Origin of the sequence: Limimaricola cinnabarinus, from assembly GCF_047631075.1 — a bacterium.
GTDB lineage: Bacteria > Pseudomonadota > Alphaproteobacteria > Rhodobacterales > Rhodobacteraceae > Limimaricola > Limimaricola cinnabarinus.
This window is the reverse complement of the sequence record NZ_JBLHYX010000002.1, coordinates 30,979-56,881: the sequence shown is the minus strand read 5'-3', so window position 1 is coordinate 56,881 and position 25,903 is coordinate 30,979. Positions and strand designations below refer to the sequence as shown.

Genomic DNA, 25,903 nt, shown 5'->3' with positions numbered 1-25,903 from the left:
ATTCGTATCGAAGCGGGCCCAGAGATCGGTTACCCGGCATGGATACTGCTTAGAGCAAAGCCTGCCTTCTGTGTAGCGGCGTGCTTCGGTTGTTCCGTGAATGTGGCCTCGGAAATCTGGACCTGTCGTTGATTGCGCCTAGTCTCATACAGATGACTTTGCGAAACATGAATATCACCAGCCGGAGCGTGGGGGCTGCCGGCATCTTCCTGCTTGCGGGGAGCGTTGCGGCCGCGCCCTATGACGGTCTCTATCGCAGCAGCGGCGACGCCGATTGCGCGCGTGTCGGGGAAGAGGGCGGGGCTCTGCGGATCGAAGAAGGGTTGTTTCAGGGCGTGGGCAGCGAATGCCGGATGACGCGGCCCGTCGATGTCGTCGACATGGATGCCACGCTCTACACGATGGAATGCAGCGCCGGGGACACGCGCTGGACCGAGCGCGCCCTGCTGATGAAGGCGGCGCAGGATGATGGGCTGATCATGCTCTGGAACGGCTACGCATTTCGCTATGCCCGTTGCGAGGCGGGCGACGAAAGCGAGGTGCCGGACGAGGCCGGGGCGGGTGCCGCCTTGGAGCTTGAAGAAGATGCGACCGGGCTGCCGCCGTCCCGCGTCGTGCTGCCATGGGTCGAATTGCCCGTCGTCACGTTGCCCGGCATCACCCTCCCCGGCGTCCTGCCGCCCTTCGCGGTCGAGCCCGATGACGCTCCTACCCCGAACCCGTCATCCGGTCCTCGAAAGAACGACGACCCGGGCGAGGCGCGGGGCGGCACCGCCGCGCAGATCAGGGATCCAGGCGACGCGGGCTGATCTCGGAAGGAGCCCAGCGGACCGAACCGGGCCCCGTGACGCATCAGTTCGTGACACCGCCGAGAATATTGGTCAGCACGTCGAGGATGAGCCGCTCGCGGTCGTTACCTGCGGGCGCCTGATCGGGTGCCGGTGCCGGTGCCGGAGCAGGTGCTTCGGCCGATTGCGCAGGCTGAGGCGCGCCCAGCATCTCGCGCAGGAGCCGGTCGGTCTCGGGGTCGCTCGCTTGCCCGCCGGAGGGCGACATGTCTTGCGAATCGGCTCCGGCGATGGCCTGCGGCTGGATCTGTTCGGGCACCCGCATCGGCAGCGGTTTGACCGGCTGGCCTTCAAGCACGCGCACCATGGCCTCGCGCCAGATCGTGGCGGGGAGCCCGCCACCGGTGACGCCCGAAAGCGGCCGGTTGTCGTCATAGCCCATCCAGACGCCGGCGACGTAGTCGCCCGCAAATCCCACGAACCACGCGTCGCGCGCGCCCTGCGTGGTGCCGGTCTTGCCCGCCACCTCCCAGCCGTCAATCTGGGCGCGGCTGCCCGTGCCCTCGGCTACGACGCGGCTCATCATCCAAGTGAGTTTTTCGGCGGCGTCCTGGCTGATCACCCGTTCGCCGATGCCGCCCCCCGTGCCCATCAGCGGCGTGTCGTCGCCCTTGAGCTTGAGCTCCACGAGGCCATAGGGCGTCACCGAAGAACCGCCGTTGAGGATGCCCGCATAGGCGCCGGTCATCTCCAGAAGCGTGCTCTCAGATACGCCCAGCGCCAGCGCGGGCCCGGCGGCGAGGTCGCTGTCGATGCCGAACATCGCCGCCACGGTGCGCACGTTCTCACGACCGACCTGTTCGGAGACCTTCACCGCCGGGATGTTGCGGCTTTCGGCCAGTGCCTCGGTCAGCGTGACCATGCCGTCATACTTGCGGTCGTAGTTCTCGGGCGACCACGCCCCCGAACCGGGGATGTTCATGGTCAGCGGGCTGTCATCGACGAAATCGAAAGGCTGCATCCCGAGATCGAGGGCCGCGGCGTAGATGAACGGCTTGAAAGACGAGCCGGTCTGGCGCAGCGCCTGGGTGGCGCGGTTGAAGGCACCGGAGACGGAGACGTTGCGCCCGCCGACCATGGCGCGTACCGCGCCGTCCGCGCTCATCACCACGATCGCGGCCTGAGCCTCGGAACCCGGGGCGACCCGCTCTTCGAAGACCTGCAGAAGCGCCTTTTCCGTCGCCGTCTGGATGCGCGGGTCGAGCGTGGTGCGAATCACCACGTCCTCGGTGGTGTCGCGTGTGAAGAACTCGGGTCCGGTATCCATCACCCAATCAGCGAAATAACCGCCCTGATCCTGCTGGGCGGTGGGCGACAGAACGGCCGGGCTCGTGCGGGCGGCCTCGGCCTCCGCGTCGCTGAGATAGCCCTGTTCCCGCATCAGCCCGACGATGACGGAGGCCCGGTCCTGGCTGCGGCCGAGGTTGTTGGTCGGTGCATAGGTGGTGGGGGCTTTCAGAAGACCCGCCAGCATTGCCGCCTCCGCGGGGTTCACCTGCGCCGCAGGCTTGCCGAAATAGCGCTGCGACGCGGCTTCGAAGCCGCGCGTGCCGGCGCCGAGATAGGCGCGGTTGATATAGATGGTAAGGATCTCGTCCTTGGTGTAGCGCGCTTCCATCGCCATCGCGTAGACCGCTTCCTGCACCTTGCGCCACAGCGTGGTGCGGCGGCAGTCGGCCTCGTATTCGCTCTCGTTCTTCCAGGCCGATGCGTCGAAGGGCTTGCCGAGACACAGAAGCTTCGCGGTCTGCTGGGTGATGGTCGAGCCCCCGTTGCCCGACAGCGGCCCGCGCCCCTCGGAGAGGTTGATGCGCACAGCCGAGGCCACGCCCTGCGGGTCGACGCCCGGATGCCACCAGAAGCGGCGGTCCTCGGTGGCGACGACGGCGTTGCGCAGATAGGGCGAGATCGTGTCGGCGGTGACCATGCCGCCGAACTGGTCGCCGCGCCATGCGAAGGTCGCGCCGTCGCGATCCAGAAGCGTCACCGAGCCACGCGCCCGGCCATCGACCAGATCAGCGACGGGCGGCAATTGCGCCGCGTAATAGGCGACGCCCAGTCCGACGACGAGCGCCAGCGCGAAGGCCATGCGCCAGCCGACGCCCCAGATCACCCGAACCACGAACCGTATCAGACCGCTCACCAGAGCCGCGAGATAGCCCACGGGGCCGCGCGGCGCGGTGCGCTTGGCAGGACGCGCGGCGCGGCGGCGGGACGTCGCGGGCTTGGCCGGTTTGCGTCCCTTGCCGGTGCCACCGTCGCCGGTGCCGCCCCCCTTGCCTGCCCCGGACTTGCCGGTGGCATAGCGCCGCTCTGCGGTTAGGGTCGGCTTTCTGCCATTGCTCGCGCTCATCTGCCGGTGCCTGTTCGTTATGGTTGGCGGCCACCATAGCCGCATCGCAGCGGGATGTTGAGCGGGGGGGATTTGCGCTGTCGGCTTTTTTATGCCGCATATTTTTTAGGCGAAGGCAGGCATCTGTGCAAAAATTGTGCATCATGCCCGGCTCAAGGCAGGTCGCATCCTGCCTGCCGCTTGCCCGCCCCGTCGGAACCCGTCTTTTTGAGGCCAGTCACGGCCCACCGGGGCCATGCGACAGGGCGTCACCGAAACGCCACGCGAGACGCCACTAGAGACGCCACAAGGGGACCGACGTGAAACTCATCATCGCAACGATCAAGCCGTTCAAGCTCGAGGAGGTGCGCGAAGCGCTCACCTCCCAGGGCGTGCGTGGCATGATGGTGACCGAGATCAAGGGCTTCGGCTCTCAGTCCGGCCACACCGAGATCTATCGCGGCGCGGAATATGCCGTGAACTTCGTGCCGAAGGTCAAACTCGAGATCGTGGTGCCCGAGGGCCTCGCGGAACAGGTGGTGGCGACGATCGCCAAGACCGCCCGCACCGACAAGATCGGCGATGGCAAGATCTTCGTGCTCGATGTCGAGAGCGCGCTGCGCGTGCGCACCGGCGAAACCGACGACGACGCGCTCTGAGCGTTCCTCCCCAGGAGACCTGATGACATGATAAACTGGAAAACCCCGTTTCGCGGGCTGCTGCCGCTCGCCTGCCTGATGGCCGGACCGGCCTTCGCGCAGGAGGCGACCGAGGCCGCCGAGCCCGCCGCGATCGAGGCGGGCATCGCCGCGGCGACCGACACTGCCTTCATCTTCAACTCGCTGCTGTTCCTGATCGGCGGCTTTCTCGTGTTCTGGATGGCGGCGGGCTTCGCGATGCTCGAAGCGGGCCTCGTGCGTTCCAAGAACGTCGCCATGCAGTGCATGAAGAACGTGGCGCTCTTCTCCTTTGCCGCGATCATGTACTACCTGATCGGCTACAACCTGATGTACCCGCTGGGCAACTGGTCGATGGGCTCGGACGAGACGGGCGGCTATCTCGGCGCCTTCGGCGTTGCCGTGCTCGAAGCGGTCGGCATCGGCCGGGACGGGGCGGATGATTACGGCTATGCCTCGACCTCGGGCGATTTCTTCTTCCAGCTGATGTTCGCTGCGACCACCGCCTCGATCGTCTCGGGCGCTCTGGCCGAGCGGATCAAGCTCTGGCCCTTCCTGATCTTCACCATCCTGCTGACCGGTTTGATCTACCCGATCCAGGCGAGCTGGAAATGGGGCGGCGGCTTCCTCGACAGCCAGTGGGGTTTTCTCGACTTCGCCGGCTCGACGGTGGTGCATTCGGTCGGCGGATGGGCCGCACTGGCAGGCGCGCTGGTGCTGGGCAGCCGGATCGGCAAATACAGGGATGGCCGCACCATCCCGATGCCCGGCTCGAATCTGACGCTGGCCACCTTGGGCACCTTCATCCTGTGGATGGGTTGGTTCGGCTTCAATGGCGCCTCGCAGCTTGCCATGGGCACCGTGGGCGACGTGGCCGATATCGGTCGGATCTTCGCCAACACGAACGCCGCTGCGGCCGGTGGCGCGATCGGCGCACTGATCCTGACGCAGATTCTCTACAAGAAGCCCGATCTGACCATGGTGCTCAACGGTGCTCTGGCGGGCCTCGTCTCGATCACCGCCGAGCCGCTGACCCCGACCTTGGGCGGAGCGACCCTGATCGGCATGATCGGCGGCGTGATCGTGGTCTTCGCGGTGCCGATGCTCGACCGGATGAAGATCGACGACGTGGTCGGCGCGATCCCGGTGCACCTGTTCTGCGGCATCTGGGGCACCATCGCGGTGCTGTTCACCAACCCCGACGCGACCCTTGCGGGCCAGATCGTCCCGATCGTCATCGTCGGCCTCTTCACCTTCGTGGTGAGCCTCGTGGTCTGGCTGGTGCTCAAGGCGGTCATGGGCATCCGGGTCGATGAGGAAGCCGAAATTACCGGCCTCGACATGGCCGAGCTGGGCATGGAAGCCTATCCCGACTTCACCCCGAGCTGACCTCCCCCAGCAAGGGTGACAGCCCCGGACGCCACGGCGTCCGGGGCATGAAACAAGAAAAGGCGCCCCTCGGGGCGCCTTTTCGTTTTGGCAGGAGAGCCTGCGATCAGTGACCGCCGGCCTTCTGCTTGGCCTTGTCGGCCTCGTCCTGCGCGGTGGCCCCGAGGTCCTTCTTCTGGGCCTCGGACTTCGCGGTGTCGGCCACGTGCTCGGCGGCCTCGCGGGCCCGGCCCTGCACGTCGGTCGCGGCGTCCTTGAGGTCGTCCTGCACGGCACGGGCAAGGCCTTGGGCCTGCTCGCGGGCATCTTCGGCGGTGGCACGGGCGACGTCGGTCAGACGCGCACGCTCCTCCTCGTAGACGTGCCGTGCCTCGTCCATCAGGTCATCGCGATAGGCACCGAACGCTTCGTCCTCGCGCTGGGTGCGCGGCAGCATCGCGGCGACGGCGGCACCGGCTGCCATTGCCAGCAGGCCGCCCAGAAGCGGCTGCTGCTCATAGAGGCCGGCGGCGCTGTCACGACCCTTGCGAGCGTAGAACTCGGCTTTGACCTGCGCCTCGTAGGCGCGGGTGCGAGCGGAGATCACGCGCTTCTTGGCCTCGTCGGACATGCCATGCGTGCCGTCGGAAATACGGTCGCGCAGGCTGCGGGCGGAGGCCCCGGCGGCAGCGCCGCGGGTGCGGGCACGGTCGCGATACTCGGTGAACTTGCCCTTGGCACCACCCATGGCACCGCTCATGCGGTCACGCAGGGCACCGCCGCGGCTGCGGGTCTCGTTCCACGGCGAATCGCCGTGATCCTCGGGTGTGGCGACCGGGCCGCGCGGCTCGTCCATCTTGTCAGTGCCGTACTTGCGCGACAGGTAGGGATCGGCGCCAAGACGGCCCGAGCGAGCATAGTCGCGCTGGCCGCGGTAATCGACCTCACCGGCATAACGCTCGTCATCCTGGCCGCTCCGGGCGTTGGAGACGGCGAGCCATGCAAGGCCCGCGCCCACCAGCGCGATCGGCACGGGGTTGCGCTGCACGGTGTCCGAGATGGTGCGACCGATATCGGAGGCGTTGTCGCTCACGCTGTCGGTGACCGAACGCATGATCCCGTCGAACGACAGGCGCTCCTGCAGGTCGTCGATCGTGCGTTGCAGTTCCGAGCGCTCGGTCGCGATCTCGCGTTCGATCTCTTCGGGGGAACGGGTCTGGTCAGTCATTGATGGCTCCTTTGACGGCAGCGGCGTCCTTGCGGATGCTTTCGGCGCTGCGCTTTGGTGCGTTTGTCACGGCTTTGACGCGGTTGAGGCCGACCTTCACGAGGATCGCGGCAATCACGAGGATCACCAGACCGACGATGAGGGCGGACAGGCCCGGCCCGATGCCGGTTTCCGCGAGCCATGCGACGAAGGCGGTTGCGAGCACGTTGAGCGCGGTAAGGCTCAGGATCACCGCGGCGACGATGAGGCCGATGCCCATCCCGGCGCGGCTCACCGCGCGCGACATTTCTGCGCGGGCGAGGTCGACCTCCTTGCGCACGAGGCCGCTCACATGGTTGAGCGCCTCGGACAGCAGCGAACTCGTGCTCTTGCTCTCGACCCGGGTCGTGGTCCCGGGGGCGGGGTCATGATGCGGATCGGTATAGGTCATTTTTTCACGGCTCCCGTTGTGCCGGGCTGCGGTGCGCCGGGGATTTCGGGCTTTTCATCAGGCTTGTCGATGCCGCCGACCGAAGAGCTGGAGCCGGTCGAACCCATCGAGCTGGTCGAGCCTGCGGTGCCGGTCGAGCCCATCGAACCGGTGGAGCCCACCGCCGTGCTGGTGCCGGTGGTCGCGCCGGTGGTGGCAGGGCGCGAGGTGGGCTGCGTCGTGGTCGTCGGAGCCGGACGCGGGGCCGCGCTGCTCGTGGGGGAGGACGTCGGCACGGGGCGCGACATGCGGTCTTCCTCGTCGTAATCGTTAGGCGTCATGTCAGGGGAGGTGCGACCGCTTTGCCCATAGGCGCCTTGGCCATAGCCACCCGTCCGCTTGTCATCATGACGGGCCGAAGCCTTCATGAAGCGCGCCGCGACAAAGCCGAGCAGCGCGGCACCGCCGAGGAAGGCGGCCGAATTGCGGCGGGCGAAATCGTTGACGGCATAGGCCATCTCGTCGAGTTCCATGTCCCGCATGCCGTCGGCGGTGTCGGCCACGGTGTCGGCGAGCTTGGCAAAGACCCGCTCTTGGGGCGAGCCGTCATGCAGATCGTCCGCCGCCTTGCGCAGGGCGTTCGCGATCTTCGAGGTCTCGTTCGCGGCATCGTCCTTGTAATCGCGACCATACTCGTAGGCGCGTGTCTTGGCCTCATCGGCCATTTCCCGGGCCCGTTCCCGGGCGGTTTCGGCGAATTCGGCCGCGCCGCTCTTGGCGTCTTCGGCAGCCCGTTTTGCCTTCTGGTCCATCGTCTCGCCAGTGCTGGCCATGTCGACCTCCTTGGTTTGCTGTCACGGGCTGCGTGACGCGGTGCGTCAGGCCCGTTTCGCTGGCAGAACCAACAGAGCCGAGCAAAAGTTTCGCGCAATCGTGACAAGCGTGCGATTCAGGCTCGAATCGGCTGTTCGGCGAGCCGGAACGCAAAACGCCGCCCCCTAGGGAGGGGCGGCGTTCGCAAGCTCGGGATCGGGAGGGGGTCAGACGCCCGCGTCGACGATCGCCTGCGCGAGGATCGGGATGGTGCGATCATTGAGACCGGCGATGTTCATGCGGCTGTCGCCGACCATGTAGATGCCGTTGTCGTCGCGCAGCTTGGCCACCTGTTCGGGCGAGGCGCCGAGGCGCGAGAACATGCCGCGATGCTGGGCAATGAAATCGAAGCGATCCGAGTTCGACAGCCGCCTAAGCTCGGCCGCGAGCGCCTCGCGCAGGCGCAGCATCCCGGTGCGGACCTCCTCCAGCTCGGCCTGCCAGTCGGCGCGCAGTTCCGCGTCGGTGAGGATGGTCGAGACGACGCGCGCGCCGTGGTCGGGCGGGAAGGAGTAGTTCTGCCGGTTCAGATAGGCCAGCGTGCCCTGCAGCGTGCGAGTCTGTGGCACGTCGCGGCCGATCGCCATGAGGATGCCGGTGCGCTCGCGGTAGATGCCGAAGTTCTTCGAGCAGCTCGCGGCGATGATCACCTCGTCGAGCGCGCCCGCGATCAGCCGGGTGGCCGCCGCGTCGGCGTCGAGGCCGTCGCCGAAGCCCTGATAGGCGAGGTCGACCATCGGCACGAGATGGCGCGCCTTGAGCGTGGCGGCGATCTCGTCCCACTCCTCGGGGGTGGGGTTGGCGCCAGTCGGGTTGTGACAGCAGCCATGCAGAAGTACCACGTCGCCGGGCTGCGCCTCGGCGAGGTCGGCCATCATCCCGGCCATGTCGACCGAACGGGTCTCGCTGTCGAAATAGCGGTAGCTGCGGGTCTTCGCGTCGAGATGCTTGAGGATCGACAGGTGGTTCGGCCAGGTCGGGTCCGACACCCAGATCGTCGCCTCGGGCGCGGCCATGCCGATCATCTCGAAGGCCTGCCGCACCGCGCCGGTGCCGCCGGGCGTGGCGACGGCGGCGATGCGGTCGCGCGGCAGCGTGTCGGCCAGCACCAGATCGATCATCGCGTCGGCGAAGGCCGGATCACCGGCGAGCGCGGTGTAGCTCTTGGTGTCCTCGGTCTCGAGCAGCCGCCTCTCGGCGGCCTTGACCGCGCGCATGATGGGGGTGCGGCCGTTCGCGTCCTTGTAGACGCCGACGCCGAGGTCGATCTTGGTGTCGCGCGGATCGGCCTTGTAGGCGCTCATCAGCGCCAGGATCTTGTCGGCCGGCTGGTCGGTCAGATGCTCGAACATGTCTATCCTTCGAGGTTGTCTTTGGCGGGGCCGGTTTCCACCGGCAGGTCGGGGAACATGCCCCATTCGGACCAGGAGCCATCATAGAGCTGGTGGTCGGTCTTGCCGATGCGTTCGAGCGCCAGCGACAGCACCGCCGCCGTCACGCCCGAACCGCAGGTGGTGATCACGGGACGGTCCAGATCGACGCCTGCGCCTGCGAAGGCGGCGCGGATGCCCGCCTCGTCCCGCATCGTGCCGTCGGGGCGCAGTAGGTCGCGAAAGAACAGGTTGCGCGATCCGGGGACATGCCCCGAGCGCAGCCCGGCGCGCGGCTCGGGCGCGCCGCCCTCGAAGCGGGCGGTGGCGCGGGCATCGACGATCGCATGGGTGCCGAGCTTCACGGCGCGGGCCACCTCGGTGGCGTCCACCGCCATGTCGCGGCGCGGGGTCACGGTGAGGTGCCGGTCGCGCAGCGGCGTGGCCTCGGCGGTCAGGGGCCGCCCCTCGGCGCGCCATTTGGGCAGGCCGCCGTCGAGAACCGCGACCTCCTCCTTGCCCATCAGCCTGAACAGCCAGCGCACGCGGGCAGCCGAGAACAGCCCCGCGCCATCATAGATCACGATCCGGTGCCCGTCGCCCACGCCCATGGCCCGCAGCCGCGAGACGAATTTTTCCGGCGGCGGCGCCATGTGGGGCAGGCCGCTGCGGTGATCGGAAATGTCGTCGATGTCGAAGAAGCGGGCGCCGGGAATATGCGCGGCCTCGTATTCGGCGCGCCCGTCGCGCCCGGTGTCGGGAAGGTACCACGAGGCGTCGAGAATCCGCAGGTCGGGATCCTTGAGACGCTCGGCCAGCCAGCGGGTGGAGACGAGCGTGCGGGGATCGTCGGCGAACTCAGGCATGCGTGACCTCGGGTCGGTTCCGTCGCGCGGAGGAGTAGACCCGTGATGCGGCTTGTGCAAGCCGCCTAGATGCCCGCGCGCAGCAGCCGCTGCTTCTGGCGGCCCCAGTCGCGCTTGGCCTCGGTGGCGCGCTTGTCGTGGTTCTTCTTGCCCTTGCCGGTGGCGATCTTGAGCTTCACCAGACCGCGGTCGTTGAAATACATCACCAGCGGCACGATGGTCATGCCCTCGCGCTGGGTGGCGTTCCACAGACGCACCAGCTCCTTTTGCTTGACCAGAAGCTTGCGGCGGCGCCGTTCCTCGTGGCCGAAGGTGCGGCCCGCGTCATAGGGCGCGATATAGGCGTTGGTGAGCCACAGCTCGCCCCCCTCGACCGAGGCGTAGCTCTCGGCGATGTTGGACTGACCGGTGCGCAGGCTCTTCACCTCCGACCCCATCAAGATGATCCCGCATTCGAGATCGTCCTCGATGGCATAGTCGTAGCGCGCCCGCCGGTTCTCGGCGATCACCTTGTAGTTCTTGTTCTGATCTTTCTTGGCCATGCGCCCGATCTAGGGACGCGGCGCGCCCAAGTCCAGCGCGCCGCCCCCATTCACCCTTTTTCAGATGCCGCGAAGCGTCGCTTTCGCCCCCCGCGAGGGGCGATAGCGATCAGTGCCCGATCATCCCGGCATGGCGCAGCGCGTCCTTGATCGCGAGCCGGGTGCCTTCGAGCGGCGTGGTGAGCGGCGAGCGCACCTCGTCGCGGCACAGGCCGAGCACCGACATCGCGTATTTCGCGCCCGCGACACCCGGCTCGAGAAAGATCGCCTCGTGCAGCGGCATCAGCCGGTCCAGAAGATCTAGCGCGATGTCGTAGCGCCCGTCGAGCGTGGCCTGCTGGAACTCGGCGCAAAGCCGGGGCACGACGTTTGCGGTGACCGAGATGCAGCCCTTGCCGCCATGGGCGTTGAAGCCCAGTGCCGTGGCGTCCTCGCCCGAGAGCTGCAGGAAATCGGCGCCGCAATGCATGCGCTGCTTGGGCACGCGGCTGAGATCGCCGGTCGCGTCCTTGACGCCGACGATCATCGGGTGCTTGGCCAGTTCGCCCATGGTCTGCGGGCTCATGTCCACGACCGAGCGGCCGGGGATGTTGTAGATCACGATCGGCAGGCCGCATTCGGCGGCGGCCATGAAATGCGCCACGAGGCCACGCTGCGTCGGCTTGTTGTAATAGGGCGTCACCACGAGGGCCGCATCGGCCCCCGCCGCCTTGGCGGCCTCGACGAGGCGCACGGTTTCGACCGTGTTGTTCGAACCGGCCCCCGCGATCACGGGGATTCGCCCGGCCGCCGTCTTCACCACCGTCTCGACGACGAGGTCGTGCTCTTCATGGGTGAGGGTCGGGCTTTCGCCGGTGGTCCCCACCGGAACGAGGCCGTTGCTGCCCTCGGCGATGTGCCATTCGACCAGTTTCTTCAGCGTCTCGAGGTCCACCTGGCCATCTGCGAAGGGGGTGACGAGGGCCGGGAGCGATCCCTTGAACATGTGAGGCGTCCTGAGTCCGGGGGTAAAATCGGGCGGACCCTAGACGGGTTTCCACCGCTTGCCAAGTTTGTGAGTTGCGCCTCGGCCGCGTATACCTAGGGTGGCGTCCCATGCCGAGAGTCACGGAATCCCGGAGCAGCCAAGCATGACGAAACCCACCCGATTTTCCACCGCCCTCGCCACCGTCCTGGCGTTGTGCGCCCCGGCCATGCCGGCAATCGCCGGCATCGAGGACGCGCTCGGCGCGGCCGATCGCAAGGATTGGGACCGCGCGACGGCGCTTGCGGCCCCCTTGGGCGAAGTGGCGCTCGATCTCGTCACATGGGAAAAGCTGCTGGCCGGGCAGGGGGCTTGGGAGGAGTACGTCTCCTTCGTCGCGGGCCATTCCGACTGGCCGCGCCTCGACCAGCTGCGCGCCGAGGGAGAGCGCGACATGCCCAAGGGCCTCTCGCCCGAACAGGTCATCGCCTGGTTCGGTGATGGCAGCCCCGAGACCGGCGAGGGCGCGGTGCGTCTGGCCGAGGCGCTGATGGCGCAAGGCAGGATCGACGCCGCGCGCGAGATGCTGGTCGAATCGTGGCTGACGCTGGGCCTCGACGGCACCGGCCATGCCGCGATGGTCGATGCCTTCGGCGACATCCTCGCACCGCATCACGCAGGCCGCATCGACGCGATGCTCTGGCGCTGGCGCATCACCGATGCGGAGCGGCTGTTCGATACGCTTTCGGACGCCGACCGCCGCGTCGCCGAGGCCCGCGTCGCCCTCATTCGCGACCGGGGCGCCGCGGCGGCGCTGGGCCGGGTGCCCGAGCGGCTGCGCGACGATCCCGGCATCGCCAACGCCCGGTTCAACCGCTTTGCCGACAAGGGCGACTACACCGAGGCGCTGGAGATCATCGAGCGCCATACCGGCTCGGAAAAGGCGCTGGGCGATCCGTTCCGCTGGGCCTCGTGGCGCGCGACGCTGTCGCGCTGGCTGATGCGCAATGGCGAGCCTCAGCGCGCCTATGCGCTGGCCAGCCGGCATTTCCTGACCGAAGGCACGTTCTACGCCGATCTCGAATGGCTCTCGGGCTACATCGCGCTGACCTATCTCGATCAGCCGCAAAAGGCGTTGGAGCATTTCCAGCACCTCGAAAGCGACGTCGAGAGCCCGATCTCGCTCGCGCGAGCCGGATACTGGCAGGGCCGGGCGCGCGAGGCGTCGGGCGCCTATGACACCGCAGCACTCGACTATGCCCGCGCGGCGCTGCACCAGACCGCCTTTTACGGGCTTCTCGCCGCCGAGAAGCTGGGGCTGTCGCTCGACCCGGCGCTTACCGGCCACGAGCCGGTGGCCGACTGGCGGCAGGGCGACTTCCTGAAGGATGACCGCACCCAAGCGGTGGCCTATCTGCTCGATGCGGGCCAGTACGGCGACGCGCTTCGCTTCGTGGTGGAGCTGGGCCGCAGCCTCGACCGCGAGGGCATCGCGCAGCTCGGCCGCATGCTGATGGAGCGCGACGAGACGCATCTGGCGCTGACACTGGGCAAGGCCGCGGCTTACCGGCAGATCGTGATCCCCGAGATCTACTTCCCGCTGCACGCGCTTGCCGAAACCGACCTGCCGGTCGCGCCGGAGCTTGCGATGTCGATCGCCCGCCGCGAGAGCGAGTTCAACATCGGCGTCGGCAGCCCGGTAGGCGCACTCGGCCTGATGCAGCTGATGCCCGCCACCGCCGAGGAGGTCTCGGGCTGGCTCGGGCTGCCCTATTCGCGCGCCAAGCTGACCTCGGACTGGCGCTACAACGCCAGGCTCGGTTCGCGCTACCTCGCCTATCTCGAAGAGACTTTCGGCCAGAGCCCGGTGATGATCTCGGCCGGCTACAACGCCGGGGCGTCGCGGCCGCGCACATGGATGGCCGAGCGCGGCGATCCGCGGATCGGGCAGGCCGACGTGGTCGACTGGATCGAGCACATCCCCTTCACCGAGACCCGCAACTACGTGATGCGGGTGAGCGAATCGATTCCGGTCTACCGTGCGCGGCTCACCGGTGAGACCGGGCCGGTGAACTTCTCGGACATCCTCAACGGCAAGCCGCCCTTCGTGCGCCCGCAGGCGCGGGTCGGTTCGGCTCCGGTCGTAGCCGAGGCCGCCCCCGCGCCGGTGCCGCCCGCAGTCGAGGTCTCGCCACAGGGGCGCGCATCGTCGATGTCGCTGTCGATCCTCGCGCCGATGTCGATCGGCGGCATGCGGCCGCCGCAGCGCCCGGTCGAGTGACCTAACCCGATCTGCGGTGGGTGCGGATCAGCGTGAAGACGCCCGCGCCCACCACGATCACAGCCCCCAGCGCCACGTTGGGCGCGAGGCTCTCGCCGAAGACCGCGATCCCGAGGCTTGCCGCAAAGACAAGCTGCAGATAGGCGAAGGGCTGCACCGCCCCGGCCTCGGCCACCTCATAGGTCTTGATCAGCAGGAAATGCCCGCCCGCGCCGGTGACGCATAAGAGCGCCATCACGACCCAGTCCCAGCCGATCAGCGGCTCCCAATTCGGCAGGCCGATCACCGTCATCAGCACGGCGCCGCTGACGCCGGTCCAGAAGAAGCTGGTGGCCGCCGAATCGCGCCGTGCGGCATAGCGCGTCAGCAGCCCGTAAAGCGCGAACATCACCGCCGCCATCAACGGAAACAGCGCCGCGGGCGCGAACACGCCGATGCCGGGGCGCAGGATCACCAGAACCCCCGTAAAGCCGATGCCGATGGCGACCCAGCGCCGCCAGCCGACGATTTCGCCCAGCACCGGGCCCGACAGGGCGGCGATGAGCAGCGGATAAACCGCGAAGATCGCATGGCTCTCGACGAGGCCGAGATGCACGAAGCCGACCACCATGACACAGATCTCGCCCGCTAGTAGCAGGCCCCGGACCCCTTGCAGCAAAGGTTGCGAGGTGCGTGCGGCGGCGCGGATCGACCCTTTCTGCCGCCGCGCGATGGCGACGACGAAGGCGGCGAAGAACCAGTAGCGGATCATCACCACCATGAGGACGCTGTAGGTTTCCGCCAGATAGCGCGAGATGCCGTCCTGCATGGCGAAGACGAAGGTGGTGATCACCATCAGCAGGACGCCGAGCCGGTTGTCGTTGCGCATCAGCCGGGTCTCCGCGCCACGGTCATGTGGCGCTTGCGCCCGTATCCCGGCGCGCGCGTGACCTCCAGCCCCGCCGCCGCCAGCGCGCGGCGCACATGGCCCGCCGCGGTATAGCTCGCCAGCGTGCCGCCCGGGGCCATGTGCGCCGCCACCTGCGCCATCAGCGTATCGCCCCACAATTCGGGGTTCTTCGCGGGGGCGAAACCGTCGAGGAACCACGCGTCGGCGAGGTCTCGATGCATGGGCAGCGTCTCACGCGCGTCGCCGGGCACGATCTCCAGCGTCACCGCGCCATCGAAGACATGCGGGCCGGCGCCGCTCTGCAACGCCGCGACCAGCCGGCCGGCATGGCCCCCCAACTCGGGAAAGGCCGAAAGCGCGCGGGCCGTGTCGCCCGGTGACATGGGATAGGCTTCGAAGCTGGTGAAGCGCAGCGTGCCGCGCCCGCCCGCCGCCTCCCATGCCTGCCACGCGGTGAGGAAATTGAGCCCGGTGCCGAAGCCCGTCTCCATGATCCGGAACTTCGCGCCGAACCGGTCCGGCAGGCCGTTGCCCGCCAGAAAGACATGGCGCGTTTCGGCCAGCCCGTCATGGATCGAGAAATATGGATCGTCGAATCGGGTCGAAACCGGCACGCGGTCGTCCCGCCAGTCGATGTCCGCCTGCTGGTCGTTCATGGGAGCCTGCCTTAGGTTGCGCCCTCGTGATGGCGAGGGGGCGAGGCGATGGCAAGCGTGGATCTGACGGTGATGGGGGCGGGGGTCTGGGGCCTTTCGGTCGCCGTGGCCTGCGCCCGGCGCGGCGCGCATGTGGTCGTGATCGACCCGCATGGGCCCGCGGCCGGGGCCTCGGGGGGCATTGTCGGGGCTCTGGCCCCGCATGTGCCCGAGCAGTGGAACGAGAAGAAGGCGTTCCAGCTCGAGGCGCTCTTGATGGCCGAGGCGTTCTGGACCGATATCGCGCGGCTGTCGGGCGAAGATCCGGGCTATGCCCGCACCGGACGGCTGCAACCGCTCCTCGACGCGGCGGCGGTGGCGCGGGCCGAGGCGCGGGCCGAAGGCGCGGCGGCACTGTGGCAGGGGCGGGCCGCGTGGCGCGTGATCGAGGCCGAAGCCGGCGACTGGTCCCCCGCGAGCCCGGGCGGAATGCTTGTCCATGACACGCTGACCGCGCGGCTGCACCCGCGCTTCGCCACGCGGGCTCTGGCGCGGGCGCTGGAGACGCTCGGGGGAAGGATCGTGAAGGAGGGGCTGCCGCAGGGCCCGGTGATCTGGGCCACCGGCGTCGCGGGGCTCGAGGAGATCTCGGCCATGGCGGGCCGGATGGCGGGAACGGGCGTGAAAGGGCAGGCGGCATTGCTGCGTCCGCGCGGCTTCGATGCGCGCGACGCGCCGCAGCTCTTTGCCGACGGGCTGCACGCGGTGCCGCATGCCGATGGCACGGTGGGAATCGGCTCGACCTCGGAGCGCGACTATGACGACGATACCGCCACCGATGCGCAGCTCGACGCGCTGATCGAACAGGCGCGCGGGCTTTGTCTCGCGCTCGAGGGGGCCGAAGTGGTCGAGCGCTGGGCCGGGGTGCGGCCGCGCGCGCGTAGCCGCGCGCCGATGCTCGGGGCGCATCCGTTCCGCGACAACGCCTTCATCGCCAATGGCGGCTTCAAGATCGGCTTTGGCCTCGCGCCATTGGTCGGCGAGGTGATGGCCGATCTGGTGCTGGAGGCGCGCGACCGTATCCCCGAGGGGTTCCGCCCCGAAGTCAGTCTCTAGGCCGCTTGCGGGACGGGCGTGCTGCGGCCATGCTCCGGCCTCGACAGGGACGGAAGAAAACCATGCGGCACGGCGGACGGATATTGGTGGACCAGCTGGCCCGGCTCGGGGTCGAGCGGGTGTTCTCGGTGCCGGGCGAAAGCTTTCTCGCGGTGCTCGACGGGCTGCATGGCAGCGATATCGCCAACGTGGTCTGCCGCCACGAGGGCGGGGCCGCGATGATGGCCGAGGCGCAGGGCAAGCTCACGGGGCGGCCCGGCGTCGCCTTCGTCACACGCGGGCCGGGGGCCACCAACGCCTCCGCGGGCGTGCATGTGGCGCGGCAGGACAGCACGCCGATGGTGCTTTTCGTGGGGCAGATCGCGCGTGGCGACCGTGACCGCGAAGCGTTTCAGGAGGTGGATTACCGCGCCATGTTCGGCCCCCTCGCCAAATGGGTGGCCGAGATCGACGACACCGCGCGCATCCCCGAATATGTCGGCCGCGCCTTCGAGGTGGCGATGTCGGGCCGCCCCGGCCCGGTGGTTCTGGCGCTCCCCGAGGACGTGCTGTCGGGGTTGGCGGAGGCGCGGGATCTCGCGCCCGCGCCCGAACGGCTCCTGCCCGACCTGTCGCAGACCGCGGCGCGGATCATGGAGCGGCTGGGCCAGGCCGAGCGTCCGCTGGTGGTGGTGGGCGGGCCGCACTGGTCGACGCGGGCCGCCGCCGATCTCGCCCGCTTTGCCGAGGCACAGGGCCTGCCGGTGGCGGCGGGGTTCCGGCGGCAGGATTACATCGACAACCGGCATCCGAACTATGCGGGCGACCTCAATGTCGGCGTGAACCCCAAGCTCGCCGAGCGGGTGCGCGCCGCCGACGCGCTTTTGGTGATCGGCTCGCGGCTGGGCGATATCGAGACGCAGGGCTACACGCTTCTCGACCCTGCCGGCCATGACGCTTTGCTGATCCACGTGCATGCCGACGCGGACGAGATCGGCCGGGTCTGGCGACCCGGGATGGCGGTGGTGAGCGAAGCTCCCGCGATGCTCGCGGCGCTGGCCGATCTCGCCCCCTGCGGCGCCGACTGGTCTGGTTGGACCCGTGCGGCGCGCGATGATTACGAAGGCTGGCTTGCGCCCAAGGAGACGCCCGGCGCGGTCAAGCTGGAGCAGGTGATCGGCTGGCTCTCTGAGAACCTGCCGGAGGACGCGATTCTGACCAACGGGGCCGGCAATTACGCGGGCTGGCTGCATCGCTACTTCTGCTTCAAGGGCTACCGCAGCCAGCTTGCACCGACCTCGGGTTCGATGGGCTACGGTTTTCCGGCAGCAATCTCGGCCTCGCTCGCGCATCCGGGCCGGATGGTGGTCTGCCTCGCCGGGGATGGCTGTTTCCAGATGACCCTCAACGAAATATCGACCGCGGCCCAGCATGGGGCCACGCCGATCGTGATCGTCGTCAACAATGGCCGCTATGGCACGATCCGCATGCATCAGGAGAAGCACTATCCGGGCCGGGTTTCCGGCACGGCGCTGGCCAATCCCGACTTTGCCGCGCTGGCGCGCGCCTATGGCGGTCATGGCGAGGTGGTCGAGGAGGGGGGCGGCTTCGCGGCAGCCTTCGCGCGGGCGCGCGAAAGCGGTCGGGTCGCGGTGATCGAGCTTCGCGTCGATCCCGCGGCGCTGTCGACCGGGCAGGTTCTGGGTTGAAGCTCGGTACGTTGACGTACTCAAGTCGCGCGATCCCGGCCTTGCGGTTCAAACGTCGGGGGGGAAGATATAGCTGCGGAGGCATGCGGCTACGGATACGTGAATGGAAGACCTGACGGAACTCGAGCACGGCGTGGATCACCTCAGGCTCGTTCTGGCCGTGGGGGAGATCGGTGTCTGGGATCTGGATGCTGCCACCGGCGAAGCTTGGCGCAGCCTGCGCCATGACCAGATCTTCGGTTACGACACGCCGAGAGAGTCGTGGAGCTATGACGATTTCCTCGCCCATGTGGTCGAGGAGGATCGGCCTCGTGTCGACGCGGCCTATGGGGCCGCACTCGCGGCCAAGCAGAGCTGGTCCTTCGACTGCCGCATCCTGCGCGCTGACGGCAAGTTGTGCTGGATCTCGGCGCATGGCCGCCATCTGCAAGACCCGCAGACCGGTCATGAGCGGCTCATTGGCCATGTTCTCGACATCACCGACCGCAAGGAGGCCGAGGAGCGCCTGCGCCTCGTGACCTCGGAGCTGAACCACCGGACCCGCAACATGCTCTCGGTGCTGCAGGGCATGGTGCGCATGTCGGCCCGCCGCGCCGACACGGTGGCCGAGCTGGAGCACAGCCTGCTGGGCCGGATGGAAGCGCTGTCGCGCAGCCATGCCCTCACCGTGCAGCTCTCCGAGGGCGCGCTCAGGGTCTCCGACGTGATCGACAGCGCCCTCTCCCCCTTTCAGCCCGAGCCGGGCCGCATCGTGGTCAGTGGCGCCACCGGGGCCACCTTGCTGCCCAAGATATCCGAGAGCCTGTCGCTGGCGCTCTACGAGCTGACCACGAATGCAATCAAGTACGGCGCGCTGAGCAACGATGCGGGCCGGGTGTTGATCGAGGTGAACCGGCTCGCGCCGGGTCGCGCGCGTGTCGTCTGGCGCGAGAGTGGCGGGCCTCGGGTCGCTCCGCCCGAGCGCATGGGCTTCGGCTCGACACTGCTGCGTTCGATCCTGCGCGCCGACGAGGGCGAGGTGCGCATGGACTACGCCGAGGCGGGGGTGGTCTGCACCATCGAGATGCCGGTGGGCCACGACGCCGCCGAGAGCGAGCGTGCCACGCGCGGCGAGGCGCGGCTCGAGGGGCGCCGGGTGATGGTGGTCGAGGACGAGTTCCTGATCGCGATCTCGCTGGAAATGGCGCTGGGCGAGCAGGGCGCGCTGGTCGAGGGACCCTATACCCGTCTTGCCGAAGCGCGGGAGGCGGTCTCGACCCGGCCCGACGCCGCCGTGCTTGACGTGCGGCTCGGCTCGGAATCGAGCCTGCCGCTCGCGCGCGATCTCGCAAGCTTGGGCGTGCCGCTGCTGTTCGTCACCGGCAATGTCGATGGCGAGGAGCTCAAGCAGGAGTTCCCCGACGCCCAGGTGCTGTCCAAGCCGGTGAGCGAGGACCGGGTGGTGGCCGAGCTGAAGCGGCTGATCGAGAGCCGCCCTGCTGGGCGTTAGAAGCCGGACGCTAGAACTCGACGCCGATCTGTGCCTTGATGCCGGATCGGAACGGGTGCTTGACCAGCTCCATCTCGGTCACGAGATCCGCCGCCTCGATCAGGTCATCATGCGCGTTGCGCCCGGTGAGCACCACATGGGTCATGCGCGGCTTTTCCTCGCGCAGGAAGGTCACGACCTCGCGGATGTCGAGATACTCGTAGCGTAGCGCGATGTTGATCTCGTCGAGCAGCACCATGCGGTTCTCGGGATCGCGGATCAGCTCCTTGGCCTTTTCCCACGCGGCCTGCGCCATCTCGGTGTCGCGGGTACGGTCCTGCGTCTCCCAGGTAAAGCCCTCGCCCATGGTGTGGAACTGACAGACATCCGAGAACCGCTCGAGGATCAGGTCGCGTTCGCCGGTCGACATGCCGCCCTTGATGAACTGCACCACGGCGCATTGCATCTCATGCGCGATGCAGCGGAAGATCATGCCGAAGGCGGCCGAGGACTTGCCCTTGCCCTTGCCGGTATGGACGATGATCAGGCCCTTTTCGTCGGTCTTGGTGGCCATGATCTTGTCGCGGGCGGCCTTTTTCTTGGCCATCTTCATTGCGTGGCGGTCTGTGTCTTCAGTCATGATGGCCTCCTCGTTCGGGGCGACAGACTGCGCCGGACGGCGCGCGCGCGCAACCCGTCTTACCCCGCGAGCAGCGCCACCAGCCACGGAGCGAGCAGCGGCGCGATCAGCGCCGTCAGCAGCGCGTTGAGCCCCATGCCGATGCCCGCGAAGGCCCCCGCCGTCTCGTTGACCTGAAACGCCCGCGCCGTGCCGATGCCATGGGCGGCCACGCCGACGGCGAGGCCGCGCGCACGCCAGTCGCGGATGCGCATGAGGTTCAAGAGCGGCGTCGCGACGATCGCCCCGGTGATTCCGGTGATGATCACCAGCACCGCCGTCAGGTTCGGCGCGCCGCCGATCGTCTCGGACACGCCGAGCGCCACCGGCGCGGTCACCGATTTCGGTGCGAGCGACAGCAGCGTCTCGCCCCTCAGTCCGAAAGCCGCGCCGATGGCGACCGCCGTGACCAGCGCGGTGACGGAGCCGGCGACCAGCGCGGCCAGCATCGGCCAAAAGGCCGAGCGGATCAGCCGCAGGTTGGCATAGAGCGGCGCGGCCAGCGCCACGGTGGCGGGTCCGAGCATGAAATGCACGAATTGCGCCCCCTCGAAGTAGCTCTCATAGGGGGTGCCGGTGACGCGCAGCAGGACAGCCAGCAGCGCCACCGCCACCAGCACCGGGTTCACCAACGGTCGGCGGCCCGCCCGGCGAAAGGCCAGATCGCCCAAGGCATAGGCCACCAGCGTCGCGGTAAGCCACAAAAGCGGGTCCTGACGCAGATAGGTCCAGATCTCGGCGGGATCGGCCGGGCTCATTCCGAGGCCCCGGTGACACGCGCGACGGCGAGGAACACGTAGACGCCCGCGAGGATCGCCGCGACGGTCGACAAAAGCAGCGCCGCCATCAGCGCCACCCCGTCGCGGCCCAGCGTGTCGAGATGGCCGACCACGCCGACGCCTGCCGGCACGAACAGCAGCGACAGATGCGCAAGCAGCGCCGAGGTGGTGGCGGCGATGCGCTGCGCCAGCCGGGGTTGCAGGATGAACGCGGCGAAAAGCAGCGCCATGCCGATCACCGGGCCGGGGATGGGCAGACCGAGACCCCTTGCTGCGACCTCGCCCGCCAGCTGGCAGGCGAGCAGGACGACGAGATTGACGATCATGGGGCCTCCGGGCGGCTTGGGTGGCTCCCGGTTTGAAGGGGAGACGCGGGACGTCGAGCCTGCGGTGTTTCCGGCCACGGCTCGATCGTCAGTTCGGGCCAGCATGTCTTGTGCCGCGCCGCCTTGGCCTCGTGAGTGGCGCGGTTCGGCAGGATCGGGTTCGGCACGATCCGCATCGCGAAGATGTCCTCGAGGCCATGAGGCGCATAGATATCGAAGCCGTTATCGGGACGCAGCCGCATGCCGACACAATGCGTGCGCGAAGCGAAGTGATCAATGCCGTCGCGGCTGGAGGCGTAATCCGGGCAGGCATGCCCGAAGCGGTCACGATACCACAAAGGCACCCGCGCCTGATTGCGGATCTCGACCGGCGGGGCGGGGGCGAAGAGCGGCGCGGCACGGCGGATCACACGGTCCTCGGCCTCCCAGCTCGTGTCGGGGTCGAAATAGAACAGGTCGATATCCTTGACCCCGTGCAACGCGGGCCGTCCGGTGAGTGCGTTCCACACCGCGCCGTAGAGCGCGCCCGAAACGATCCACCAGTCGGGCAGGTCGAGCGTGCGGGCCGCGCGCAAGGCGGCCATCAGTTCCGGCACGGCCTGGACGATCCCGAGCAGCCGCGCTTCCAGCGCCTCGCTCACCTGAGCGCCTCGATCCGGGCGCGGGCCGAGTTCGAGCGCGGCTGCCACAGCCCGCGATCGATCGCCTCCTGCAGCCGCTCGGCAATCTCCTTGAGCGCGGGGGGGTTATGCTCGGCGATGAAGTCGCGCGTGTCCTCGTCGCCCAGAACCGCCTCCTCGACGAGGTCGAAATGGTGGTTCTTCACCGCCCGCGTGGTCGCCGCGAACGCAAAGAGATAGTCCACGGTGGCGGCGATCTCGAAGGCACCCTTGTAACCGTGGCGCTTCACGCCATCGATCCATTTGGGGTTCACCACGCGGCTCCGCACGACGCGGGCGATCTCCTCGTCCAGACTGCGGATGATGGGGCGTTCGGGGCGCGAGTGGTCGTTGTGGTAGATCGGCCGGTCGCGGCCCTGCAGGCTTGCCACCGCCGCCGCGGCGCCACCCTCGAACTGGTAGTAATCGTCCGAATCGAGGATGTCGTGCTCGCGGTTGTCCTGATTCTGGACGATCGCCTCGACCTGTCCGAGTCGTGCCGCAAAGCCGTCGCGGTCGGCTTCACCCTCTTGTCCCGCGCCATAGGCATAGCCGCCCCAATCGAGATAGGCGGCACCGAGATCGGCGCGTTCGGTCCAGATCCGCTCGTCGATCAGCGCCTGCAGACCTGCGCCATAAGCGCCGGGCTTAGAGCCGTAGACCCGTGCTGCGCTTTCGCCCGCGCGGACCCGCGCGGCGGCGGGGTTGATCTCCTCGGCCTCGTCGAGCGCCTGCACGGCGCGCGCCGCGCTGTCGACCAGCGCCACGAGCTGCGGGAAGGCATCGCGGAAGAAGCCCGAGATGCGCAGGGTCACGTCGACGCGCGGGCGGCCCAACACGCCCTTGGGCAGCACCTCGAAGCCGGTGACGCGGCGGTTGGCGCTGTCCCAAGTGGGTTTCACGCCCATCAGTGCCAGCGCCTGTGCGATGTCGTCGCCGCCCGTGCGCATGTTGGCGGTGCCCCATGCGGTGACCAGCATGGCACGCGGCCAGTCGCCATGGTCCTGCAGGTGCTTTTCGATCAGGAGGTTTGCCGATTTCCAGCCAAGCGCCCAAGCGGTGGGGGTCGGTACGGCGCGCGCGTCGACGGAAAAGAAGTTGCGCCCCGTTGGCAGCACGTCGGGCCGCCCGCGCGTCGGCGCGCCGGAGGGGCCGGGGAGGACGGCGCGGCCATCAAGGCCGGTCAGCAGGCCCGCGCCTTCGGCCGGGCCGCAGGCGGCGATGGCGGGGCGAAGCTTCGTCTCGATCTCTTCCAGAACGGCGGCCGAGGCAGGGCCGGGGGGCGTCGCCTTGCCGTCGAGCAGGCGCTGGCACAGCTCCTCCAACCGCTCGACCGTGTCGCCCGCGCTGCGCCATTTGCCCTCGCCCGAGAGGGCGTCGGGGCGCGGGCCGGTCCAGCTTGTCGCCATGTCGCAGTCGAGAGGGTCGAAGCCCAAGGACAGGTCGTCGGCCAGCGCCCGAAGGATCGAGGCGGCCCCCGCGCCGCGCGGCACCCGCGCCAGGGCGATAGCAAGGTCGCGCTCCTGCCGTCCTTCGGGGGATTGGCCGAAGACGTGCAGCCCGTCGCGGATCTGCGCCTCCTTCAGCTCGCACAGCCAAGCGTCGAGCTTGGCGAGATCGGTGTCGGCCTGACCGGAGAAGCCCGCGTCCGAGGCAAGGCCCGTGGTTTCGGCAAGGCTCAGGATCTCGCGGCGCAGATGGGTGATGCGGCGCGGATCGACGCCCGCCGCCTCGTAATACTCGTCCACCAGCGCCTCGAGATCGCGCAACGGCCCGTAGCTCTCGGCGCGAGTGAGCGGCGGCGTCAGATGGTCGATCACCACCGCCTGCGCCCGGCGCTTGGCTTGGGTGCCCTCGCCCGGATCGTTGACGATGAAGGGGTAGAAATGGGGCATCGGCCCGAAGGCGATCTCGGGCCAGCACGTCTCGGACAGGGCAAGCGCCTTGCCCGGCAGCCATTCGAGGTTGCCATGCTTGCCCATATGCACCAGCGCGTCCGCGCCCCAATGATGCCGCAGCCAGAAGTAAAAGGCGAGGTAGTGGTGCGGCGGCACGAGGTCGGGGGAGTGGTAGGTATCGGTCGGGTCGATGTTGTAGCCGCGCGCGGGCTGCAGGCCGACCACGGCATTGCCGAAGCGGTGCAGCGACAGGGCGAAGCCCTCACCCGTGAGGAAGGGGTCGTCGCCCGGCGGACCCCAGCGGTCGAGGATCTGGCGCTTGGCCTCCCAGGGGAGATCGCCGAAATGCCGCTCGTAGTCCCGAAGTGGTAGCACCTCGCCACCCTCGCGTGCGGCGCGGTCGGTAAGCCAGTTGGTCGGGCCGGCCATCAGCCGCTCCATCAGCGCTTGTGCGTCCTCGGGCATGTTCTTGACGGCGTAGCCCGCGCCCTGCATCAGCCGCAACGCGTGGACCGTGGCGGCGGGGGTGTCGAGGCCGACGCCGTTGGCGAGGCGACCGTCCTTGTTGGGGTAGTTGGCGAGGATCAGCGCCACCTTGCGCGCGGGGGCGGGCGTGGCGCGTAGCCGGGCCCAGCGCGCGGCCAGATCGGCCACGAAGGTGATCCGATCGGCGCGGGGCTGGTAGGTGGCGACGCGGCACTGCGTCGCCTCGTCGAAGAAGGCCTCGCCCTTGAAGCCGATGGCGCGGCTCAGGATGCGGCCATCGACCTCGGGCAGTGCCACGTTCATCGCGATGTCGCGGGCCGAAAGGCCCGTCAGGCCCTCTTCCCAGACCTCTTCGCTGCTGGCCGAAAGCACGATCTGGAACACCGGGGCTTCGTTGGCCGTCGGGGCGGCCAGAGGGTTGGGCGAAGCCGCGTCGCCCGCCACCGCGCCCCCCGTCGCGAAAGCGGTGGCGTTGAGGATCACCGAAGGCGGGGCCTCGGCCATCAGCCCGGTCAGCGTATCGCGCGACACCGGGTCCTTGAGCGAGGCCACGAAGACCGGCATCGGGTTCAGCCCGGCCCGCAGCAAGGCCCGCACCTGCCGGTCGATCGGCGCCAACTGTGCGCCCTGCAGCAGCGCGCGGTAGAACACGACCGGCACCACGGGGGCGCCTTCGGCCCATGCGTCGCGGATGCCTTGCAGATCGGCGATGCCGAGACCGGGCCAGTAGAGACCGGCCCGCAAGAGCGGCCGCGCCGCCTGCGGCGGCTCGCTGCCGTCGATCATGTGGCGCGCATGGGCAAGGAAGTTTTCTGCGTTCTCCGGCCCGCCCTCGACGAGGTAGGACCAGAGCGCGTCGTAATCATCGGCCCCCACGGTCGACAACTCGCGCAACTCAGGGTCCGGCTTGTCGTCGCCGGGCAGGGCGGCAAAGGGCACGCCCGCCTCGGCCAGCCGCGCGGCGTATTGCACCAACCCGTATTTCCAGTAGCCCGCGCCGCCGAGCACGCGGGCGACGACGAGACGTGATTTCATGGCGCAATCGTCGAGATGCAGGTCGACCGACATCGGGTGCTGAAGGTGCATCAGGCTCGCCAGCCGCAGATCGGGTGCGGCGTCCATCTGCGCCCGCGCGGCGCTCAGCGCCGCCAGTTCGGTATCGGCGGCAGAGATGACGACGAGATCGCCGGGGCTCTGGCCGAGATCGACGGCCTCGGTGCCGTCGGAGACGGTACCCGGCGTGGCGGCGAGAAGATGCATGGCGGCCCTTTCGTGAACGCTTGCGCCGCGCCCTGCGTTGGGGCAGGGAACGGCACCCCCCAGTTACAGGAGCGGATGATGGATTACAGCAAGTCGGGCGGGCCGCGTCAGGGCCGCAACGCGCCCAAGCACCGCGAGCACAACGAGCGCGGCACCGAGAAGACCCCTTATGACAAGCGCGACGACAAGGCCGAACTGCTCAAGCGCATGAAGGAGGCCGCGAAGAAGACCGCCGACAAGGCGCCCGAGCCCAAGGACTGAG

General features: G+C 68.5%; 23 protein-coding genes. 8 read left to right on the top strand and 15 right to left on the bottom strand.

Annotation, left to right across the window (positions count from 1 at the left end; genetic code table 11):
* The first annotated feature begins 167 nt into the window (after window positions 1–167).
* Window positions 168–809, top strand: a complete 642-nt coding sequence (locus tag ACJASC_RS02095) for a hypothetical protein (protein ID WP_415143151.1) — start codon at window positions 168–170, stop codon at window positions 807–809.
* Window positions 810–852: 43 nt separating this feature from the next.
* Here the strand turns inward: ACJASC_RS02095 and ACJASC_RS02090 are convergent, their stop codons facing one another.
* Window positions 853–3,201, bottom strand: a complete 2,349-nt coding sequence (locus ACJASC_RS02090; protein WP_415143149.1) for a transglycosylase domain-containing protein — start codon at window positions 3,199–3,201, stop codon at window positions 853–855.
* 299 nt (window positions 3,202–3,500) lie between these two features.
* Here ACJASC_RS02090 and ACJASC_RS02085 point away from each other — a divergent pair, with 299 nt between their 5' ends.
* On the top strand, window positions 3,501–3,839 hold the full coding sequence (locus ACJASC_RS02085) for a P-II family nitrogen regulator (protein ID WP_021694293.1): 339 nt from the start codon (window positions 3,501–3,503) through the stop codon (window positions 3,837–3,839).
* 27 nt (window positions 3,840–3,866) lie between these two features.
* The gene (gene amt / locus ACJASC_RS02080; RefSeq protein WP_415143147.1) at window positions 3,867–5,246 is read left to right on the top strand and encodes an ammonium transporter; all 1,380 of its coding nucleotides are present in this window, start codon (window positions 3,867–3,869) and stop codon (window positions 5,244–5,246) included.
* Between the two features lie 106 nt (window positions 5,247–5,352).
* Here amt and ACJASC_RS02075 read toward each other — a convergent pair whose 3' ends face one another.
* The 7 genes from ACJASC_RS02075 to dapA all read right to left on the bottom strand — a co-directional run bounded on the left by ACJASC_RS02075 (window position 5,353) and on the right by dapA (window position 11,498).
* Window positions 5,353–6,453 carry a DUF3618 domain-containing protein gene (locus tag ACJASC_RS02075; RefSeq protein WP_415143145.1) on the bottom strand — a complete coding sequence of 367 codons (1,101 nt, stop codon included), beginning with the start codon at window positions 6,451–6,453 and terminating at the stop codon, window positions 5,353–5,355.
* Window positions 6,446–6,883, bottom strand: a complete 438-nt coding sequence (locus ACJASC_RS02070) for a phage holin family protein (RefSeq protein ID WP_021694290.1) — start codon at window positions 6,881–6,883, stop codon at window positions 6,446–6,448. The genes ACJASC_RS02075 and ACJASC_RS02070 overlap by 8 nt, the downstream gene beginning before the upstream one ends.
* A complete protein-coding gene (locus ACJASC_RS02065; protein ID WP_415143143.1) occupies window positions 6,880–7,695 on the bottom strand; it encodes a hypothetical protein in 816 nt (271 codons plus the stop codon). The genes ACJASC_RS02070 and ACJASC_RS02065 overlap by 4 nt, the downstream gene beginning before the upstream one ends.
* Window positions 7,696–7,902: 207 nt before the next feature.
* Window positions 7,903–9,087, bottom strand: coding sequence for an amino acid aminotransferase (locus tag ACJASC_RS02060; RefSeq protein WP_415143141.1), 1,185 nt, complete (start codon window positions 9,085–9,087; stop codon window positions 7,903–7,905).
* Between the two features lie 2 nt (window positions 9,088–9,089).
* Complete coding sequence (sseA, locus tag ACJASC_RS02055) at window positions 9,090–9,971, bottom strand: 3-mercaptopyruvate sulfurtransferase (protein ID WP_415143139.1); 882 nt, start codon at window positions 9,969–9,971, stop codon at window positions 9,090–9,092.
* Window positions 9,972–10,036: 65 nt separating this feature from the next.
* Window positions 10,037–10,513, bottom strand: coding sequence for an SsrA-binding protein SmpB (gene smpB, locus ACJASC_RS02050; protein WP_021694286.1), 477 nt, complete (start codon window positions 10,511–10,513; stop codon window positions 10,037–10,039).
* A gap of 109 nt (window positions 10,514–10,622) precedes the next feature.
* Entirely contained in the window at window positions 10,623–11,498 is an 876-nt protein-coding gene (gene dapA, locus ACJASC_RS02045; RefSeq protein ID WP_415143136.1) for a 4-hydroxy-tetrahydrodipicolinate synthase, read from the bottom strand.
* Window positions 11,499–11,643: 145 nt separating this feature from the next.
* On the opposite strand from dapA, the gene ACJASC_RS02040 reads away from it, so the two are divergent.
* Window positions 11,644–13,758 carry a lytic transglycosylase domain-containing protein gene (locus tag ACJASC_RS02040; protein WP_415143134.1) on the top strand — a complete coding sequence of 705 codons (2,115 nt, stop codon included), beginning with the start codon at window positions 11,644–11,646 and terminating at the stop codon, window positions 13,756–13,758.
* Between the two features lies 1 nt (window position 13,759).
* Here ACJASC_RS02040 and ACJASC_RS02035 read toward each other — a convergent pair whose 3' ends face one another.
* Window positions 13,760–14,626: a DMT family transporter gene (locus tag ACJASC_RS02035; RefSeq protein WP_415143131.1), complete on the bottom strand. Its 867-nt coding sequence runs from the start codon at window positions 14,624–14,626 to the stop codon at window positions 13,760–13,762.
* A complete protein-coding gene (gene mnmC2, locus ACJASC_RS02030; RefSeq protein ID WP_415143129.1) occupies window positions 14,626–15,303 on the bottom strand; it encodes a tRNA (5-methylaminomethyl-2-thiouridine)(34)-methyltransferase MnmC2 in 678 nt (225 codons plus the stop codon). Before mnmC2 ends, ACJASC_RS02035 begins: the two co-directional genes overlap by 1 nt.
* Window positions 15,304–15,351: 48 nt before the next feature.
* On the opposite strand from mnmC2, the gene ACJASC_RS02025 reads away from it, so the two are divergent.
* The 3 genes from ACJASC_RS02025 (at window position 15,352) to ACJASC_RS02015 (ending at window position 19,575) form a co-directional block, all read left to right on the top strand.
* Window positions 15,352–16,398: an NAD(P)/FAD-dependent oxidoreductase gene (locus ACJASC_RS02025; RefSeq protein ID WP_415143127.1), complete on the top strand. Its 1,047-nt coding sequence runs from the start codon at window positions 15,352–15,354 to the stop codon at window positions 16,396–16,398.
* Window positions 16,399–16,460: 62 nt separating this feature from the next.
* Window positions 16,461–18,086 (top strand): thiamine pyrophosphate-binding protein, encoded by a 1,626-nt coding sequence (locus ACJASC_RS02020; RefSeq protein WP_415143125.1) that lies wholly within the window; start codon window positions 16,461–16,463, stop codon window positions 18,084–18,086.
* Window positions 18,087–18,189: 103 nt separating this feature from the next.
* A complete protein-coding gene (locus ACJASC_RS02015) occupies window positions 18,190–19,575 on the top strand; it encodes an HWE histidine kinase domain-containing protein (RefSeq protein ID WP_021694279.1) in 1,386 nt (461 codons plus the stop codon).
* Between the two features lie 10 nt (window positions 19,576–19,585).
* Here the strand turns inward: ACJASC_RS02015 and cobO are convergent, their stop codons facing one another.
* Genes cobO through cobN form a run of 5 tightly spaced genes read right to left on the bottom strand, consistent with a single transcriptional unit; the run spans window position 19,586 to window position 25,641 of the window.
* Window positions 19,586–20,197: a cob(I)yrinic acid a,c-diamide adenosyltransferase gene (cobO, locus tag ACJASC_RS02010; RefSeq protein WP_415143505.1), complete on the bottom strand. Its 612-nt coding sequence runs from the start codon at window positions 20,195–20,197 to the stop codon at window positions 19,586–19,588.
* 56 nt (window positions 20,198–20,253) lie between these two features.
* Window positions 20,254–20,991: an LrgB family protein gene (locus tag ACJASC_RS02005; protein WP_415143123.1), complete on the bottom strand. Its 738-nt coding sequence runs from the start codon at window positions 20,989–20,991 to the stop codon at window positions 20,254–20,256.
* Window positions 20,988–21,338 carry a CidA/LrgA family protein gene (locus ACJASC_RS02000; RefSeq protein WP_415143121.1) on the bottom strand — a complete coding sequence of 117 codons (351 nt, stop codon included), beginning with the start codon at window positions 21,336–21,338 and terminating at the stop codon, window positions 20,988–20,990. Before ACJASC_RS02000 ends, ACJASC_RS02005 begins: the two co-directional genes overlap by 4 nt.
* Window positions 21,335–21,979: a nucleotidyltransferase family protein gene (locus ACJASC_RS01995; RefSeq protein ID WP_415143119.1), complete on the bottom strand. Its 645-nt coding sequence runs from the start codon at window positions 21,977–21,979 to the stop codon at window positions 21,335–21,337. Before ACJASC_RS01995 ends, ACJASC_RS02000 begins: the two co-directional genes overlap by 4 nt.
* A complete protein-coding gene (cobN, locus tag ACJASC_RS01990) occupies window positions 21,976–25,641 on the bottom strand; it encodes a cobaltochelatase subunit CobN (RefSeq protein WP_415143116.1) in 3,666 nt (1,221 codons plus the stop codon). The genes ACJASC_RS01995 and cobN overlap by 4 nt, the downstream gene beginning before the upstream one ends.
* 78 nt (window positions 25,642–25,719) lie before the next feature.
* Here cobN and ACJASC_RS01985 point away from each other — a divergent pair, with 78 nt between their 5' ends.
* Window positions 25,720–25,902: a hypothetical protein gene (locus tag ACJASC_RS01985; protein WP_415143114.1), complete on the top strand. Its 183-nt coding sequence runs from the start codon at window positions 25,720–25,722 to the stop codon at window positions 25,900–25,902.
* The last annotated feature ends 1 nt before the right edge of the window (window position 25,903 follow it).

Coding starts and splice junctions, on each gene's coding strand:
- amt (WP_415143147.1), top strand. CDS start 3,867: ATGATAAACTGGAAAACCCCGTTTCGCGGGCTGCTGCCGCTCGCCTGC.
- ACJASC_RS02070 (WP_021694290.1), bottom strand. CDS start 6,883: ATGACCTATACCGATCCGCATCATGACCCCGCCCCCGGGACCACGACC.
- dapA (WP_415143136.1), bottom strand. CDS start 11,498: ATGTTCAAGGGATCGCTCCCGGCCCTCGTCACCCCCTTCGCAGATGGC.
- mnmC2 (WP_415143129.1), bottom strand. CDS start 15,303: ATGAACGACCAGCAGGCGGACATCGACTGGCGGGACGACCGCGTGCCG.
- ACJASC_RS02015 (WP_021694279.1), top strand. CDS start 18,190: ATGGAAGACCTGACGGAACTCGAGCACGGCGTGGATCACCTCAGGCTC.
- ACJASC_RS02000 (WP_415143121.1), bottom strand. CDS start 21,338: ATGATCGTCAATCTCGTCGTCCTGCTCGCCTGCCAGCTGGCGGGCGAG.
- smpB (WP_021694286.1), bottom strand. CDS start 10,513: ATGGCCAAGAAAGATCAGAACAAGAACTACAAGGTGATCGCCGAGAAC.
- ACJASC_RS02075 (WP_415143145.1), bottom strand. CDS start 6,453: ATGACTGACCAGACCCGTTCCCCCGAAGAGATCGAACGCGAGATCGCG.
- cobN (WP_415143116.1), bottom strand. CDS start 25,641: ATGCATCTTCTCGCCGCCACGCCGGGTACCGTCTCCGACGGCACCGAG.
- ACJASC_RS02065 (WP_415143143.1), bottom strand. CDS start 7,695: ATGGCCAGCACTGGCGAGACGATGGACCAGAAGGCAAAACGGGCTGCC.
- ACJASC_RS02060 (WP_415143141.1), bottom strand. CDS start 9,087: ATGTTCGAGCATCTGACCGACCAGCCGGCCGACAAGATCCTGGCGCTG.
- ACJASC_RS02035 (WP_415143131.1), bottom strand. CDS start 14,626: ATGCGCAACGACAACCGGCTCGGCGTCCTGCTGATGGTGATCACCACC.
- ACJASC_RS02025 (WP_415143127.1), top strand. CDS start 15,352: ATGGCAAGCGTGGATCTGACGGTGATGGGGGCGGGGGTCTGGGGCCTT.
- ACJASC_RS02095 (WP_415143151.1), top strand. CDS start 168: ATGAATATCACCAGCCGGAGCGTGGGGGCTGCCGGCATCTTCCTGCTT.
- ACJASC_RS02040 (WP_415143134.1), top strand. CDS start 11,644: ATGACGAAACCCACCCGATTTTCCACCGCCCTCGCCACCGTCCTGGCG.
- ACJASC_RS02005 (WP_415143123.1), bottom strand. CDS start 20,991: ATGAGCCCGGCCGATCCCGCCGAGATCTGGACCTATCTGCGTCAGGAC.
- ACJASC_RS02090 (WP_415143149.1), bottom strand. CDS start 3,201: ATGAGCGCGAGCAATGGCAGAAAGCCGACCCTAACCGCAGAGCGGCGC.
- ACJASC_RS02020 (WP_415143125.1), top strand. CDS start 16,461: ATGCGGCACGGCGGACGGATATTGGTGGACCAGCTGGCCCGGCTCGGG.
- sseA (WP_415143139.1), bottom strand. CDS start 9,971: ATGCCTGAGTTCGCCGACGATCCCCGCACGCTCGTCTCCACCCGCTGG.
- ACJASC_RS01985 (WP_415143114.1), top strand. CDS start 25,720: ATGGATTACAGCAAGTCGGGCGGGCCGCGTCAGGGCCGCAACGCGCCC.